The organism is Paenibacillus sp. BAC0078, assembly GCF_054483875.1.
The window spans coordinates 75,246-91,774 of sequence record NZ_JBTLRW010000007.1; the positions used below are offsets into that span (position 1 = coordinate 75,246).

Genomic DNA, 16,529 nt, shown 5'->3' on the forward strand with positions numbered 1-16,529 from the left:
GTCGAAAAAATGTTCAACTTGAGAATCCTTGAATCTCCATGGCCATCCGAACAGTGAGTTGGCTTTCCTTCCAGTTGGAATATACAGAACCGAAATCTGTTGTGTCAGTCTTTTTGAGCCTACCAAACTGGCTTTTAAAGATGTAGAACTTTTGACTGTCCAGTAATGATTTTTGATAATATTTTACTTCTTTTGTTGATTAATCTCTTTTTAAGGATTAATATGGTAGTAATATTCCACAATATGGAGGATGGAGTATTAATTATTAAATCTATAATTTGGAGGCAAATTTATTTGAAAAAGGTATTTTTGAAGCTTGTCACCATTCTTACTATGCTGTCTTTAGTTGCACTTCCTTTAGGAAAAGTTGCCACTGCCGCTGAGAACCTCAATGATTTAGCCTCAACGATTCCATCAACGGGGGTTATTGAAGAGAGTGGGGTTTTTGAGGCTGACGGAGTAAAAATTACCTACGATGTGGACATAAAAGGCGATGTCATTTCCTATAATCTTGTTAATAATGGCGTTGAACAGACAATAACTTATAATCAATCCAAAAAAGAGTTATATGTGGATGGAAAATTGACTGATATCTCATCATTGCTTGGATCTACAGATAACTTGGTACAGTCTACTCCAAGTTTTACAACTCAGGCAGCAACAGATATCCCACCCGATGTGGGTAGAACTGCAATTGGACCAAATGGAGAAACAGGGCAATTAACTAAGTATACAGAATCAAATTCAACCTATACAAAAATTACAATGTCTGCAGTTGCGGCTGCATTATCTACTCTTGTGAAGGCACCATACAGTGCTGTATTGGCTGCATTAAGTGTTATAATTGGAGCCTATCCAAGCGCTACAGTTTATTATCGAGAGCAGCTTTATTTCACTAGTAATCCATCGAATTATTGGTTTGAGATATTTAAAACATATTCAGATCCAGAATATAAACATCAGATCAGTAGAGATGTTTACTACGTAATGATTTGGTAATCTCAACAAATTTAATAGCCCCCGCGATTGCTAGGGCTATTTTCATGTTACAAATTTACTTTTCTAAAATCATTTCCTTCTTTTTAAATACATTCTTAGAACATCTGTTGCAAGAGTTAAAAACATAAAAATCCAAACCCACTGAAGAATGTTATTATTTTGATTCTTGTCGGCGTTAATGAGAAGCCAAACTACTATTACTATTGTAATTCCAGCAAAAATTAACCTCAATGTACGTAATAAGCGCAGTAGAGTCACCCCCTATGGAATTAATTCCCTCAACACTCATTTTTTTCATTATATCATACTACATATTATATAAACCTGAATTTCGAAAGTAATCTTCTATAAAAAAACAAAAAGGGCCCAAACCTTTGGTAGATTGGTGTTTGCGAGAACAAAATTACCCAAAGAGAGGAGCATCTTTTAGGTGAATTCTAACATTTGTGACGGAGGGTTCGTTTCTGCCAACCTCAATCATGGAAATATAGGATCGGTCGACATTGCATTCATGCGCTAGATCTTCTTGGCTTAAGCCTTGTTTGATGCGTATCGCTTTCACGGTTTTACCGATAATTTGCTTGATGATATTGGACGGATCGCTCAAGGAAATTTACCCTTTTTAACAGATCTCTATGTCTTTAGTAGACGCAACAATCTCTCTTCGGTGCCTGACCCGGGTACCGGTACGTAGAAACACCAGTGCAGGTTTGGGTCGTTATCGACAACAGAAGCGGAGTAGATTACAAACTCCAGCTCCTGTGTAACCGGAAGACGAAATGAAGTGCCTTCATTATCTGGAGGTAGCGGATGAAAAAAGGTAAGAAGAAGCACAAAAACAAAAAGAATAGCTTATTGGAGCAACTAATGACGGGTGTATTGATCAGCGTAACTGCTGAATTAATCATTGCCCTTGTTCATAGGCTGTTTCAGTAAGCTTGAGAGGAAGAGGGGATGCGCACCCCTCTTTTATTCATTATATTCTCAAAGAATTTGTTGAGGACGTGCTGCACTTCGAAATAATCGCAGTATAAATCGTTAAGGACATTCATATGTTAATCTTCAAGCTTACTAATCTCCCGTTCATACTCCACCATAAACTCAGATACAGGAATGTGTAAAGCTTTTGTCAATGCAACAATAGTCAAAAACGTAGCAGACTTCTCTCCATTTTCTAACTCGGAAATGAAAGACCTGTCCACTCGACTATAAAGGGATAGTTCATCTTGTGTATATTTTTTATCTTTCCGAATACGTTTAAGAACCTTTCCAAAAGCAATCAACTCTGTACGTTTATCCAAATAAACAACCCCTACCATGTACGATTAACTAAATGGTAGAGGTTAAGTAACTGAATTTCTGTAGGCTATTGCCTACAAATGTGAAGTTGTGTTAGTATTACAGGGAAATATATGAAACGAGTACTGTAGTTAAGTGCAGCACTTATATATACAATTTATGAAGCTGTTTATGAAAAGCCCTATAGCAGGCTCTCAAAATATTCTTTTACCACAAAGGAGGCTCTACCCGTGCGCCCATCCTTCCTAAAATCAATCAACCCGGATGTTATTGTGGAGATGCTAGAGATGGCTTGCCGTCTGGAGAAGTGGAATAAGGTGATCGAGACGGCGGGGATTTTGTACGAATGCGTGCAGTACTTGTACCAGGAGCAGCAGTACCGGAAGGCCAAGGCTATGCCGCTGCTGGTCTTCGAGCTGGAGCATCCGCTGGTCTATTACTACGGGTTCAGTCATCTGATGCGGGGAATGGCTTGTCAGGAGAAGGGACAGTATTCTGAATCGCGGGCGTACATTGATAAGTATGCCGAGCTGGGATGGCTGGAGGATCTGGGTGAGGATGGGCTGGAGGTTGTGGAGGAGTTCCGATTCCTGGCTGAGGCGAACGAGTATGCGCTGGAGCTGTTGTCTGGTCGTGTGGAGGTGCTGGCTGCCTATACCGATTTTTTGAGGGAGAATCCTGAGGAAGTGCTGCCGGGGCTAGATACAATTCTGCGGGCCGCGCTGCGGCATGGACTGAATGTGGATGAGCTGCTGGGTGCGTTTGCGGAGCAGACGGCTGAATTCGGTACATATGAGGATGAGGGCAATCTGGCGTACTATTACCGCTTCAGCCATCATCTGGCGTTGTATCAGAAGCGGGCGGGAAGAACGGAGGAGGCACTGGAGCAGGTATTGCAAGCCTTAAGGCTTGCCCGTCGGTCGAGGAATGACAGTTATTTTACAAGAAGTCTGGCGCTCTTCGAATTGCTGCGGGATTGGGCGACGGCAGAGCAGGTGCTGGAGGTCCATGATATGATTAAGGAACGGTGATCCAAGGCGGTTCGCCGTTCCGTTCATGAATATGATGCCTTTACCTTTGGTAATTTCATTAAACTCCCTTTCATTGGCGTAACCGCATGCTTCAGGCGCAGGGATGGTGTAATGTATATGGCACAAAAGTTGAAAAAGAAAAGCGCACCTGGTGAATAATTCATTTGCAAAGCAGAAAGACCGCCCGTTTTATACGCATGAGTGTAGCCTTGAACCAGCGATTGCATCGGAGTTTGGTCTGGTTACCCAAGGGTGATTAGAACCGAATCAGTTAGAGCACTTCTGCCCTGGTGATCAAGCCCCTTCGCTTATCTGCGGAAGGAGCTTCAGGTGCTTCGAGGACTATCTTCGAAAGAACGCTCTTGGGGAGTGCTGCTGCTGCGGGTGAAGAAGTGCTCCACCAGCAGAACGGCGGCCAATACAATTTCAACCAGCATAATACCGGCAAGGCCGTCGAGAATCGCATGCTGCTTGATGAACAGCGTGGACAATATAATCATCCCGGACATCCCCCCGATCAGGAGCATGTTCCATTTGTTCCGGAAGCCGCTGCTGGCGGTTAGGCGGAACACCATGTAGCTGGAGAACACATGGATACTGGGGAAACAATTGAACGGCTGGTCCCGGTGGTACACAAAACGCACGATCAAGGTAAAGACGTCATGGCCCACCAACTCGGGGCGTGGCACTGTTGTTTGAACTACAGAGTAAATCCCGTAACAAATGCAGGCGCATACGGTATAAATCAACAAAGCACGGTAATACACACGCAAATCGTTCTTGAAGAAATAGAAAAGACATAGATAAATATAAAAGATCCAAACGGAATAAGGCAGTGCAAAATATTTGACGAAAGGGATGGCGTTATCCCATGAGGTCATCAAATGATAGACTTTGCCTCTCGGCTTGTTGACCCATGCATACATCTTCCCGAGCACCGGGAAAATCAGCATCAACAGCAGCGGTGTATATTTCCAATTGCGTAGCGACACTTCTCAACCTTCTTCCAACGAATGATAAAGTTACCCCCCATTATAGTTGATTTAAGCAGGAATAAAAATAACCATTTCGTCTCCGTACTCTCGCCTTCCGGGTTAACTTCGCTGGCGCCCTTTTTTTCTTGCGGAAATTTCGACCGCTTGGCGCAAAAGCGTGATTAAAGCTTAGCCTAAACCATCGACTAGAAAATGTATATGAAGAGGGAGGTGGTCCGGATAAGAAGAGGATTTATGAGAATATATGGGCCGTCGCCAAGGGGAGCCTTAAAACTTGCCGTTACAGCTATCGCGGTGAGCCGTATCATAAATAGTGGTAAAGGCGGATTCCAATGAAATCTAAGGACCTACGATAAATGGCCATATCTTAGTTCATAGTGGTTTGAACTATTTTACGATTCAAACTGGGCGTTTGCCGTTACTAGGACAGATGTCCCTACATAGACATAAGCTGATGAGAAAGGCTTATGTCATGAGCAGGGATGGTGAAAGTAGATGGCACAAAAGTTGAAAAAGAACAGTACGCGGTTAACCGGAAGGATCGTAATTCCGGGCAATCCGTCATACAATACGGCCAGAATGGAGTTCAATAGGCGCTTTTCTAAATTTCCAAGGGTCATTGTTTTTTGTCAACGAACTCAAGATGTGATCAACGCAGTAAAATGGGCTCGTGAGCGGGGCATACGGCTGCGAGTACGCAGCGGACGGCATAGCTATGAAGGCTTCTCGGCTGTAAATGGCGGTATTATTATCGATGTGAGCGAGATGAATAAGGTTAAAGTTGACCGAAAAAATAGAGTGGCCATTGTCCAAACGGGAAATCCACTTGCCCGTGTGTACAAAAAGCTATGGAATAAGCGCGTGGCAATTCCGGCGGGGACTGCACCCGATGTAGGCGTAGCTGGGCTTACCCTGGGAGGAGGCATTGGACTACTTTCCCGCAAATATGGACTTACGTGCGATAACTTGAAACAAGTGAAGATGGTCGTAGCTTCGGGGCGATATGGGGCAAAGACAATTGTAGCAAACAGAAGGAAACATTCCGATCTGTTGTGGGCATCACGAGGCGGAGGGGGAGGGAACTTTGGTGTTGCTACAGAATATACATTTCGGGTTAGACCGATTTCAACGGTTTCTATATACAGTATTACGTGGAAATGGAGTGATCTTGAGAAGGTGTTACCGGCTTGGCAGCGCTGGGCTCCATCTGTCACAAACCGCTTAACCTCAACAATTGAAGTAGCTGCCAAGCAGGTGGGAACCATTGTATCTACCGGGCAATTGCTTGGCGGCTCAGAGGAGCTGCGTCGATTGATTAGACCACTCTTGCGGGCAGGCACTCCGGTGAAGTTGATGGTGAAGACAGTGCCTTTTATTGAAGCAACCAAATTTTTTGCCGAATCCGACCTGAATTTGGAACCAAAGTTTAAAATAACCGGGGCCTACGGGTTCCAACCTTTGCCGCCTGAAGGAGTACGAATGATACGCGACTTTTTATCTAAAGCACCCAACAGGCATTCTAGCGTGTGGAGCCAGAGTTTAGGTGGTGCAGGAAGCGCGGTGAGCCAGGTATCGCCTACTGAAACGGCCTATCCTCATCGGAAGGCTGAGACAATCTACGAACTGTCAGCCCGGTGGAGAAACAACAGGGAGCAGGAGCGCAATATTCAATGGGTGGAAAGGTTCCGTAGAGCGTTGCGTCCCTTTGTTAAAGGGGATTATGTGAATTTTCCCGATCTGCAGATTAAGAACTGGCCCAAGGCGTATTATGGCGTGAACTTTGGCAGATTGAAGCAGGTGAAACGAAAGTACGATCCTCATAATGTGTTTCGTTTTGCTCAGAGTATTCCAGTGGGTAAACAATAGTCCAATGCAAACGAAGAAAACAACACGTTGTGTGACATGCACTCGTGTTGCTTTCCGTGTTTTAATATCATATATGTTGTTGCTAGATAGGCTTGCCCGGCTTTTAAAGATGCGAACCGCCACTTGCGTCGATCAACTGACCGGTTACCCAGCGGCTGTCCGGAGAAGCGAGTAAGGCGGCGATATCCGCAATGTCTCCGGGTTCTCCCCAACGGTTGAAAACGGACAGGCCTGCCGCATATTTTTGTCCGTCTGGATCGCTCAAAGTTCCTTCATTCATCTCGGTGTTGATGATGCCGGGTAGGATGGAGTTGACCGTAATATTTCTGCTCCCCAATTGCTTGGCCAGCAGCAGCGTAAAGGTATTGATCGCTCCTTTTGTCATGCTGTAAGTGAAGACACCTGGGGAAGCTACCCGCGTCACGAAGGAAGAAATGTTAATGATGCGCCCGCCGTCCTTCAACCGCGGCAAAGCTTGCTGCGTGACAAAAAACGGCGCTTTGACGTTAATCGTCATCACTTCGTCAAAAGTAGCTTCCGTCGTTTCTTCAAAAGTAAGAATTTGCCCGATTCCCGCGTTGTTGACCAAAATATCGAATCCGCCGCCGTCCCCGTGCTCTCGAATTGCTTCGTCTAGCGCCGCGATCAACTCACGAATGCCGTCAGGTGTGCTCAAATTGGCGCCAATCGCACGGGCGTTTCCTCCATTTTGGACGATTTGTTGCACGACGGCTTCCGCTTCATGGCGGCGTTGGCCGTAATGTACGGCGACAAAAGCGCCCTCCTGTGCAAGACGCAACGCGACGCTGCGCCCGATTCCCCGGCTGGCCCCCGTTACTAACGCTATTTTTCCTGTTAATTTGCTCATCAATTCTCAGCTCCTTATCCTCTGTTCCTCCATAGTTATAACATAGGAGTGCTGTTGTAATGTTGCTACCCTATTGCTTTGGGATAAGTAGCGGCAAGTTTTTGAGTGAATACAAGCAAGCCTTTTCCTTTTCAAGATGTGTTGCACAAAAGGGGTTGCTTTTGCGTGAGGTGATCATTTTATAATAATGAGTGATGCAGATATGCGGCTATACTAAACAATACTGAGTGATCTTCCAACGGATCATGAAGCAAAGAGGGAGCGTGTTTGCGGAAAAACGGTCAACGTGGAAATCTATTATTCTCCAGCAGTGAGCGATGTGGCGAGATTTTCGACCGTCGGGTTATCCGGTACCCTCCGCTCCAATGGACAACCGATCGGTACGGAATGGATGATGGCTTTGACATATGATTTAGGCCATAGGCAATTGCAGCCAAAATACATTTGGGCATGGGAAAGCCCATGGAATAATATTTGGAGGCCATTAAGGGCCGAGGGGTCCAGAGCGATCTGTCGCCTCCTCCGATCCTGCCGTTGCAGGCTCGACTAAAGTAGGACAAAGGAGAAAACATGGATTTTCAAATTCTGCAATTAAAAATCGAGGCGGCTGCGAAGGCTGCATTTGAGCAAGTAAGAAACAAATATTCAGGGCAAAGCTTTTGCGGTTATGCCTTGTATTCCGACTCGGATGCAATCACCGTATGTCCGGCGGTAAACTCAACCGATCACTTGAACAAAATGATTGCCGGCGACCCTGATGATGCGATTTATTATCGCTGGAGTCCAGGGGAATGGGATCATGAATTTGAAGGTGCTGAATGCTTTAAAGATATATCCAATCTATTATATAAAGAAGTGATGAGTATGCAGTCGGCGGAAAGACGCAGGGACTATGCAGAGAATGTATATGAGTGTTGCGTTGCTGCGCTTGATGCACTGAATAAGGAAGGTTTTTTCTCTGATATGAACGAATCGGGAGTATTGGTCTTTACTGTATCGGATGACACAAATGCACTGGAATGTGATTGGATTACCCGATTGAACCGAAATGAACTTGCTCAAGAATTTCAGAATTGGATTGGCAGTTGAAAGTTGGATTTTCCAAGTGCGGGTACGATCCTCATAATGTGTTTCGTTTTGCTCAGAGTATTCCGGTGGGTAAACAGGTCAGAAAATGACAATACGCACACCAGATCGAATTAAAACAAGGAGCTGCCGGCGGCAGCTCCTTTAGCAATTTCGCAGATTACATCATGGAAGGTCTGCCTCAGTTCTGTACGCGAGGGGCAATTTCTTTCTCGCTTGTTCGAACCACTCTACCAGCTTATCGGTCAAGCCGATCCGCAACTCGTTTGAAAACAGATGATCCAGCTTATGGTAATGCCTCTCCGCTTCTTTGTGCCTTCCGCTTGCCGTATACAGCTTCATCAGCGCAAGTCCGTCTTCTTCGTTATACGGGTCCATATCCTGAATCCGTTCATACAGCGCCAGCGCTTCCTCCTGCATCATGGCTTTCTCATAGAATCGGGCTAACGAACGTGCATTCTGATACCATAGCTTCCGTAGTCTTTCGCGTTCGTCCTCTACCCACCCATATCCGATTTCTGGTAAATAGTCCCCTTCATATAGCGAAAGCAACCGCCGCAGCTCGGAGTGGCTATCGGTTAAATTTACACCGTTCACCTGCCGCAAGCCGTTTTCCCATTCATCCACGTCAATCCGGATGCGGCTTGTGTCGAGTATGTAGCCTTCTTGAATAGTAATATTTTGGATGGGAGCATCAATGCCCATTTGCTTCAAGCACTTTCTAATGTGATAAATCGATGTGTACAATTGATTCGCCGCCTGTTTCACATCAATCCCAGGCCACAGTAGCTCCAAAAGTGTCTCCTTGAGGACGATATTGCCGCGATGGTGCAGCAGGTAAGCAAACAGAGTCTGCGTTTTTGCTGTGCGCCATTTCGGTATTTCCGGAGACCCGCCGCTGCTCTGAAAACGGAGGGACCGAAAACAAAGAATGCGGGAAGGCGCTGTTGAGCGCATATCTTCTTTTTGCATTCTTTTTTGCATCAGCCGCTTTATCGTTTGATCCAAACGTGCCTGATGCAACGGTTTAAGCAAATAATCGACCGCATTCAGCGCAAAAGCTTGGACAGCATACTCGCTATATGCCGTTACAAATACAATATCGGCCCCCGGACAAGCCTCCTGTACCAGCTCTACCGCTTGGATTCCCGATATTTCCGGCAAGTGAATATCGAAAAATACGACGTCCGGCTGAAGTTCCGGCATTTGCATAATAGCCTCTCGCGCATTCCCAAACGAGCCGACCACTGAAATACCGGGATATCCCGATAGCATCCGCCGAATCTGGCTTAACACCAGCGCTTCGTCATCCACCAGCATGATTTTCATGTATTTCACGCTCCATAACATGTATGCATTGTTTTTTGGCAAGATTCGACTTGTTACACTAATACTATCGGAATTTTGGCAATGGGTGTTGAGGCGAAAACAGCTTGTAAAGCAGTTGTAAAGATTTTGTAAAGTTCCTTTTGTTATGATCACACCTGTCGAAAGAAAGTGAATTATATCAAGATATAGGATTAAGGGGCTTGGAGTCCCTATGGGACAGGGGGGAGGATAAAAGCGGAATAGAACAAGAACGATTGTTTCACTCCAGCGTGAGCAGAAGCGCCTGAGTTAGAAGGAATAGACAAATTTATCAAGAAGAAAGGAGAATCCTGCTTAACTGAAAGAATGCTTTCGCTAGCAGGTATACACAAAATATGAAATTTAAAAATCGAAGAATGTTATCTGTTCTACTAGCAATTGTTATGGTATTGACGATGATGCCTTTTCATCCGTTAGAAGTGAAAGCTGCTCCAACACCTACAATTGATCTTGGTACTCCTGTTAGTGTAACGAAAACAACCTATCAGCTATCCAATGCTACATTTGGAAGATCAGGTGTCGTGAATGGAGCAGGCGGATACTTTACTGTGGCAGTAAATAATGGCTCTATTGCTGTTGGAGCTCTTCCAAGTGGTATCACCGAGTTGATTAATGGCATAAAAATCAGTGGCATTGTGACTGATCAATCTACAGCTGTAAATCGAGTATTCAATTTTTCAAATGGTAATACCTATGAAGATATTCTGGCTGTTATTCAAAATTTGACATTCACAAAAACTGTGGGGCAAATCCAAAGTGTAACAGTAAATGTAGCGCCAGGGGCACCATTAACCGATGGTAAAACATCTGTGCGTACCTACAATGGGCGCCATTTTGTATATGTGCAGAGACAGGCTTCTACCATGACTTTCAAAGATGCTGTGACGATTGCAACGAACAATAGTGGACATCTTGTAGAGCCAAAATCAAATAATCCTCAAGAAATTTTTGCGATTGCTAGTATGTTTAAAGAATTTAAAAGTGCCTTTATGGGAAATTGGAGCTTTTTAACCTTTATAAGCGCTACTAAAACTACAGCACCTAATTGGGACACTTCTACTTATAGCGCTACAAGGTATGTATCAAACGGTCAGCCCACCGGTCTTGATACATCGAATGAATTTGTGCCTAATGGAGCATATGACCATCTTACACTTCTGCTAGACACGACTAGTAATAAAATAGGCTACTTAGCTGTAAATAATACACACGGCAGCAGCAGCGGATATTTCGATCCGGGAGTTATTGTCGAGTATAATTCCGGTGTCATCAGCAACAATATCACTGCCACAAAAGATATTGGGGTTTCAGAATTGCGAGGCAGCGTGGGAATCAGCGGTGTTGCCAAAGTTGGTGAAACGTTGACTGCGGACCTATCGGGAATCACCTATTCGCCTGACACGTCGGCCAATGTGCTGACTTACCAATGGTACCGGAACGGAGTCGCCATCACGAATGCGACGGGTTCAAACTATACGTTAACCGCTGACGACTTCGGGGCAGATATCACCGTGGTGGTAACCGCTGACGGTACGCATGCGACAGGGAGCGTGACGAGCGCGGCAACGGGGGCGGTAACGGCTGCGGACGGCGCTGCGGCTCCGGCAGCACCAGTAGAAGTAAGCAAAACAACAAAGAGCATTACACTGCAAGCCGTCCCTGGTCAGGAATACAGCATAGACGGCGGCGTGACTTGGCAAGATAGTTCGACGTTCGCCGGACTGCTGCCAGGAACGGATTATACGATTGTAACCCGTGTGAAAGCGACAGCGACTCAGCTCGCGTCTGCTATCAGCGCAGGAACAGTGATTCGTACAGTGGCTAACAATGCGGGCTATTTGACGCTGTCGGGCGGCAAGTTAAATCCGGCATTTGCGGCAGGTACCACAAATTACACGACAAGTGTGCCGAACAGCGTGAGCGACACTACAGTGACGGCAACGGTATATGATGCTGTTTATTCTACGGTGACGGCGAGCGTGTACAATAGCGAAGGCATATTGGTAAAAGGCCCGATTAACCTGACAAGTGGTGTCGCTTCCGATTCGCTGCCGCTGAGCGTAGGCACCAATACGATCAAGGTGGTCGTAACGGCGCAGGATGGCACGACGCAGACGTACATCGTAACGGTGACGCGCGCCCCTAGCGGTGGCTCCGGCACGAACGGAAATCCTGCACCTACATCAGCACCTACTTCAGCTCCTGCTCCGGCATCGGGCGTGAAAACAACCGTAAACAATGAGAACAGTGGTTTCGCTACTGGCACAACGGAAAACAACGTAACGACCGTTGTGATTGATCAAGATAAACTATCGGCTCATCTCACCAAAGGCAACGGACAGCAATTGAATGTGCTTGTGCCTGGCGACGGTGAGGTCAAGGTTGTGGGTTTGACCGCAGCAACACTGAAGCAGTTGTCCGATACCGGCTCCACGCTGAACATCGAGAACCTGCTTGCTATTTATCCGATTCCAAGCAAACAACTGGATCTGGGTTCAATCATCAAACAATGGAACGGCGCGCCGCTTGGCGAAATTGCAGTTGATATTGATATTAAGAAATCGTCTGATGCATTAAAAGCCGCAGCAAAAGCTCAGGCGACCAAAGGCGGCTATGATCTGCTCGTCGATCCGGTCGATCTATCGCTTAACTTCACTTACAAAGGTCAATCTGCTAAGCCGGATCAACTGACGGGCTACGCGCCCCGCTATATCGCATTGCCTGAAGGCATTGATCCGAACAAAATTACGACCGGCGTCATTGTTAATCCGGACGGTACCGTGTTCCATGTGCCGACAGTTGTAACGAAAATCAACAATCGTTACTTTGCAATGATCAACGACCTGCGCAGCCAGGGCAGCTACTCGGTCATCTGGAATCCGCAAAATTTCGATGACGTGAAGAGCCACTGGGCACAAGCGAGCATCAACAACATTGCAGCCAGACTGCAGCTTGCAGGTATCGGCAACAATACCTTCTCCCCGAATCGCAGTATTGACCGTTCTGAGTTTGCCACGATTGTGGCAAGCGGACTGGGCTTAATGCGCCAAGGTGTATCCGGCACGCCGTATAGCGACGTAGCACCGTCGATTTGGTACCACGATGCCGTAACGATTGCCAGTGAGTTTGGTATTATCAAAGGCTTTGAAGACGGTGGTTTCCACGGCAGCGAACAGATTACAAGAGAGCAAGGCATCGCTATGATCGCCCGCTCCCTGCATATCGTTCAGCCGCAAGAGACGCTGAGCGCACTACAAATCAATCAGATTCTGGCTCCTTACAGCGATATGGACCAAATCTCCGGGTATGCCCGGGAGTCCGCAGCCCAACTGATTAAGGCTGGTATCCTGCAAGGGACCGGCGGACAGAAGTTGAACCCGAAAGCGGCGCTGACGCGCGCGGAAACAGCGGCTATGGTTGAAAGATTACTGAAAGCTACGAAGCTGATCGACTAGTATTAATGATTAAGAGGGGGCTAACTGCCTCCTCTTTTTTTTATCCCTCACAACACTGGCTAATGTGCCTAATCACCCGATTTAGGGAACAAGGGATTCCCGCTGTTCTTGTCGAAGTATGAAGGCTACCGGATTGGGCCATAGCATTTTCAAGCACTTGGCAGAACTGTACGGCGAAACGTTGGGAGTGAGCTCTGTATGATTTGGACAAGTGGAAACGGCTACACCGTCCTTAAAAAGACGGTATCCGTTTCAGCGAGAAATAGAAGGATAATTTATAGTGTGAAACATATAAGTTCTTATATTTTAAAAAACAAAACCACCCTGAAATATGCTGTAACGTTCATCCTGTTTCTCTCTATACTTCTCGGAGTCCGATGGCTTTGGTCCGGGTTTTTCCTTACGCCTGAACATCCTCGTGCGGTTCAAGGCGTGCTCGATCTGCGCGGCTGGGACTTCGCGAGCTCCCGTTCTATTACGCTGAACGGCGAGTGGGATTTTTATCCGGAAGCATTCATCACGCATAAAAACAAGGATTGGAAATCGCTGGACAAGCGTAATATCATGGTTCCTGGAGATTGGCGAAGTGCTTTACCGGCAGATTCAAAGTCGTCGTTCGGATACGGTACGTACCGTCTGCGCATTCTGGTCGATCCTCTACCGCAACAGTCGTTCAAATTCTGGATTCAGGAAATTCAAGCCTCTTCAGTTGTTGAATTCAACGGTCAGATAGCACGAGTCGGCCAACCGACGGAGCAAGCGAATACGTATAAGCCCCGCCGGATTTCTTATACCCCGCTTTATAAGGCAGACGGAGTGAATGAGATCGAGCTGCTCGTACGCGTGGCCAATTTTGATAATCCGTTTAATGGCGGCATTGTCAAAGCCATCCGCTTCGGGTCGGATACTGCCATCAATACCGAACGATGGATCTCCATTGGCTTTCAGATTATGACCTTCGTGGTACTGATGTTTCTTGGCTTGTACGCCGTGATGTTATACTTGTTCAGTTGGCAAAAAGGGTTGATTGCCTTTTTCCTGCTGCTTATGACCGCCGGGCTTACGATTGTGTCTGATAACGACAGCCTGCTGCTGGTATGTATGCCTTTCATTAACTATGCATGGGCACTGAAAATTAAGATGCTCTCGTACACGTTGGTCCCCTTTTTCTTCCTGCTGATTACCGGAATATTTGCCAAGCTCCGGACAAATACGGTTTTGTTCCGTGCGTACGCCGTTGTTCTGGCTTTGTATTCAGGATTTGTGCTGGTCATGCCGTCTCCGCTCATTTACTATCTGATCGAATTTAAATTATTCAGACTGCTTTATTGGTTTCCAATGGCCTGGGTTATCTATCTGATTGGCAAGCTTATAGCCAAAAATCAGCCCGGTGCAACCTTCCTGCTGCTTGCCACCATGAGCATATTATCCAGCTCCGCATGGGGAGTGATTAATGCTCACTTAGAAGTAATAAACATTTACTTCCCGTTTGACGTGCTGGTGGCTATCATCAGCTTTTCCGCTTACTGGTTTAAGCAGTACTTCCGCAATTCCCAAGAAAACGCCAAACTAAACGAGCAATTAAGAATAGCAGACAAGCAGAAGGATGATTTTCTGGCGAACACATCCCATGAATTGCGAAATCCCCTGCACGGGATGCTGAATATGGTGCAAACCGTCGTTGACAGCGAAAAACATTCGTTGAGCGGCGAGAGTGTCCAAAATTTGGAATTGGCGATGACGGTCGGCCGGCGCATGTCGTTTATGTTAAATGACCTGCTTGATTTGACTCGTCTCAAGGAGGGGAACATCGGCCTGCACGTGCAGACCGTTCAGGTGCAGGCGATCGCTTCCGGCGTATTCGACATGCTCCGCTTCATGACCGTTAGTAAACCGATCCGGCTGGTCAATGAGATTCCGAACGAGTTTCCTCCTGTGATGGCCGACGAGAACCGGCTCATTCAAATTTTGTTTAATCTCGTTCACAATGCAATCAAATTTACCAACGAAGGAACTGTCGCCATCCGGGTGGCCGCACAAGACGGGAAGGCGTACATTAGCGTTACGGATACGGGCGTCGGCATGGATGAGGAAACGCTGCAACGAATCTTTAACCCTTACGAGCAAGGCGACTCCGGCATAACGGCGGCGCCCGGGGGTGGTATCGGACTGGGCCTCAGCATTTGCAAGCAGTTAGTGGAGCTGCACGGCGAAACGTTGGAAGTGACATCTGCCTCTGGCCAAGGTTCGGCATTCTCCTTTGCTTTGGCGCTGTCCGATTCGCCCGTTCAACGGGAAGCAGATTTTGCAGCAGGTCTGCCGCCTGTCTATGCAGAAACCGCCGCCGCTGCCGACTCGAACATCCGTTACGGTACGGATGACGATTCTGCCGCTCCGGAGAGATCGGTGCGTCCTTCGGTATTGGCTGTGGACGATGATCCGCTTAACTTGAGAATACTGGAGAACATTCTAGGTGGGGAAGCTTTCGACATCATTACGGTTACGAGCGGCACTGATGCCTTGTCTCATCTGAACACGAGAGTATGGGATCTTGTTATTACTGACGTTATGATGCCTCATATGTCGGGGTATGAGTTAACGAGAGCTATACGTGAGCGCTATTCGAGTTCTGAACTGCCCATTCTGCTTCTGACCGCGCGCAACAAGCCTGAGGATATCACCGCCGGTTTTTTGGCTGGGGCTAACGATTACATTGTGAAGCCTGCGGATGCGATGGAGTTAAAGGTTCGGGTGCGGGCATTAACGGATCTGAACCGTTCCGTGCGCGAACGCCTGCGTATGGAAGCAGCATGGCTGCAGGCGCAAATACAACCGCACTTTTTGTTCAACGCCCTCAATGCGATAGCTGCGCTTAGCGACGTCAATCTGAATAGAATGCGCCTACTGCTCGACGAGTTCGGCAATTATCTACGGGCCAGTTTCAACTTTCAAAATTCCGGGCCGCTTGTTCCGCTTGAACAGGAGCTTGATCTCGTACGTTCTTATTTATATATCGAGAATGAACGTTTCGAAGGCAGGCTGAATACGGTTTGGGAAGTCGAAGCGGACATGGAGCTAAGGCTTCCCCCGCTTTCCATTCAACCGCTTGTCGAAAACGCAGTGCGGCACGGCATCATGAGTCGTTCGTCTGGCGGAATGATTCATATTAATATCGCCGAATATGAGGATCGTACAGAAGTAACCGTTGCCGATAACGGCGTGGGGATGGATACAAAAACGCTGCAGCATATATTCGACAAACGTTCGAACCAAAGGCAGGGAGTCGGTTTGTTCAATATTAATCAACGGTTGAAACAATTATATGGGAAGGGGCTACACATTCAGAGTGATCCGGGTCAAGGGACGATAGTCGTCTTTGCCGTGCCGAATAATGCGGTGAACCGCCTGATTTAGCGGCTGCCGGAAGACAAAAGCGATATAAATCTGAGCAAAGAATATCTTTAGCGTTGAGGGATGTTATGTACCTCGAAGGGGGCTTTTGCGGATTCACAGCAAAAGCCCCTTCGCCGGTTCGGCAGAAGAATTCTGCTCAAAACGCATA

The 16,529-nt window shown here is 46.8% G+C and carries 13 protein-coding genes; 8 read left to right on the plus strand and 5 right to left on the minus strand.

What is annotated here, in order from left to right; translation table 11 throughout:
- Positions 1-294: 294 nt before the first annotated feature.
- Complete coding sequence (locus ACX1DY_RS14865; protein WP_458964966.1) at positions 295-999, plus strand: hypothetical protein; 705 nt, start codon at positions 295-297, stop codon at positions 997-999.
- 403 nt (positions 1,000-1,402) lie between these two features.
- Here ACX1DY_RS14865 and ACX1DY_RS14870 read toward each other — a convergent pair whose 3' ends face one another.
- The gene (locus tag ACX1DY_RS14870) at positions 1,403-1,561 is read right to left on the minus strand and encodes a helix-turn-helix domain-containing protein (protein ID WP_458965186.1); all 159 of its coding nucleotides are present in this window, start codon (positions 1,559-1,561) and stop codon (positions 1,403-1,405) included.
- A 248-nt stretch (positions 1,562-1,809) separates the two neighbouring features.
- On the opposite strand from ACX1DY_RS14870, the gene ACX1DY_RS14875 reads away from it, so the two are divergent.
- Positions 1,810-1,935, plus strand: coding sequence for a hypothetical protein (locus ACX1DY_RS14875; RefSeq protein ID WP_458964967.1), 126 nt, complete (start codon positions 1,810-1,812; stop codon positions 1,933-1,935).
- Positions 1,936-2,054: 119 nt separating this feature from the next.
- Here the strand turns inward: ACX1DY_RS14875 and ACX1DY_RS14880 are convergent, their stop codons facing one another.
- Positions 2,055-2,300 (minus strand): helix-turn-helix domain-containing protein, encoded by a 246-nt coding sequence (locus ACX1DY_RS14880; RefSeq protein WP_458964968.1) that lies wholly within the window; start codon positions 2,298-2,300, stop codon positions 2,055-2,057.
- A 228-nt stretch (positions 2,301-2,528) separates the two neighbouring features.
- Between ACX1DY_RS14880 and ACX1DY_RS14885 the strand changes: the two genes are divergently transcribed.
- Entirely contained in the window at positions 2,529-3,329 is an 801-nt protein-coding gene (locus ACX1DY_RS14885) for a DNA-binding protein (protein ID WP_458964969.1), read from the plus strand.
- A gap of 326 nt (positions 3,330-3,655) precedes the next feature.
- Here the strand turns inward: ACX1DY_RS14885 and ACX1DY_RS14890 are convergent, their stop codons facing one another.
- Positions 3,656-4,321, minus strand: coding sequence for a phosphatase PAP2 family protein (locus ACX1DY_RS14890; RefSeq protein WP_458964970.1), 666 nt, complete (start codon positions 4,319-4,321; stop codon positions 3,656-3,658).
- 498 nt (positions 4,322-4,819) lie between these two features.
- Here ACX1DY_RS14890 and ACX1DY_RS14895 point away from each other — a divergent pair, with 498 nt between their 5' ends.
- Positions 4,820-6,190, plus strand: coding sequence for an FAD-binding oxidoreductase (locus ACX1DY_RS14895; RefSeq protein ID WP_458964971.1), 1,371 nt, complete (start codon positions 4,820-4,822; stop codon positions 6,188-6,190).
- A gap of 103 nt (positions 6,191-6,293) precedes the next feature.
- On the opposite strand, the gene ACX1DY_RS14900 is transcribed toward ACX1DY_RS14895, so the two are convergent.
- A complete protein-coding gene (locus ACX1DY_RS14900) occupies positions 6,294-7,058 on the minus strand; it encodes an SDR family oxidoreductase (protein ID WP_458964972.1) in 765 nt (254 codons plus the stop codon).
- Positions 7,059-7,628: 570 nt separating this feature from the next.
- Here ACX1DY_RS14900 and ACX1DY_RS14905 point away from each other — a divergent pair.
- Both ACX1DY_RS14905 and ACX1DY_RS14910 read left to right on the plus strand, forming a co-directional pair.
- Complete coding sequence (locus ACX1DY_RS14905) at positions 7,629-8,147, plus strand: DUF4303 domain-containing protein (RefSeq protein WP_458964973.1); 519 nt, start codon at positions 7,629-7,631, stop codon at positions 8,145-8,147.
- Entirely contained in the window at positions 8,144-8,236 is a 93-nt protein-coding gene (locus ACX1DY_RS14910; RefSeq protein WP_458965187.1) for a BBE domain-containing protein, read from the plus strand. The genes ACX1DY_RS14905 and ACX1DY_RS14910 overlap by 4 nt, the downstream gene beginning before the upstream one ends.
- A 73-nt stretch (positions 8,237-8,309) precedes the next feature.
- Here the strand turns inward: ACX1DY_RS14910 and ACX1DY_RS14915 are convergent, their stop codons facing one another.
- Positions 8,310-9,473, minus strand: coding sequence for a response regulator (locus ACX1DY_RS14915; protein WP_458964974.1), 1,164 nt, complete (start codon positions 9,471-9,473; stop codon positions 8,310-8,312).
- Between the two features lie 374 nt (positions 9,474-9,847).
- Here ACX1DY_RS14915 and ACX1DY_RS14920 point away from each other — a divergent pair, with 374 nt between their 5' ends.
- Together ACX1DY_RS14920 and ACX1DY_RS14925 are read left to right on the plus strand one after the other, a co-directional pair.
- Positions 9,848-12,967 carry an S-layer homology domain-containing protein gene (locus ACX1DY_RS14920; RefSeq protein ID WP_458964975.1) on the plus strand — a complete coding sequence of 1,040 codons (3,120 nt, stop codon included), beginning with the start codon at positions 9,848-9,850 and terminating at the stop codon, positions 12,965-12,967.
- 282 nt (positions 12,968-13,249) lie between these two features.
- Positions 13,250-16,381 carry a hybrid sensor histidine kinase/response regulator gene (locus ACX1DY_RS14925; RefSeq protein ID WP_458964976.1) on the plus strand — a complete coding sequence of 1,044 codons (3,132 nt, stop codon included), beginning with the start codon at positions 13,250-13,252 and terminating at the stop codon, positions 16,379-16,381.
- Positions 16,382-16,529 lie beyond the last annotated feature (148 nt).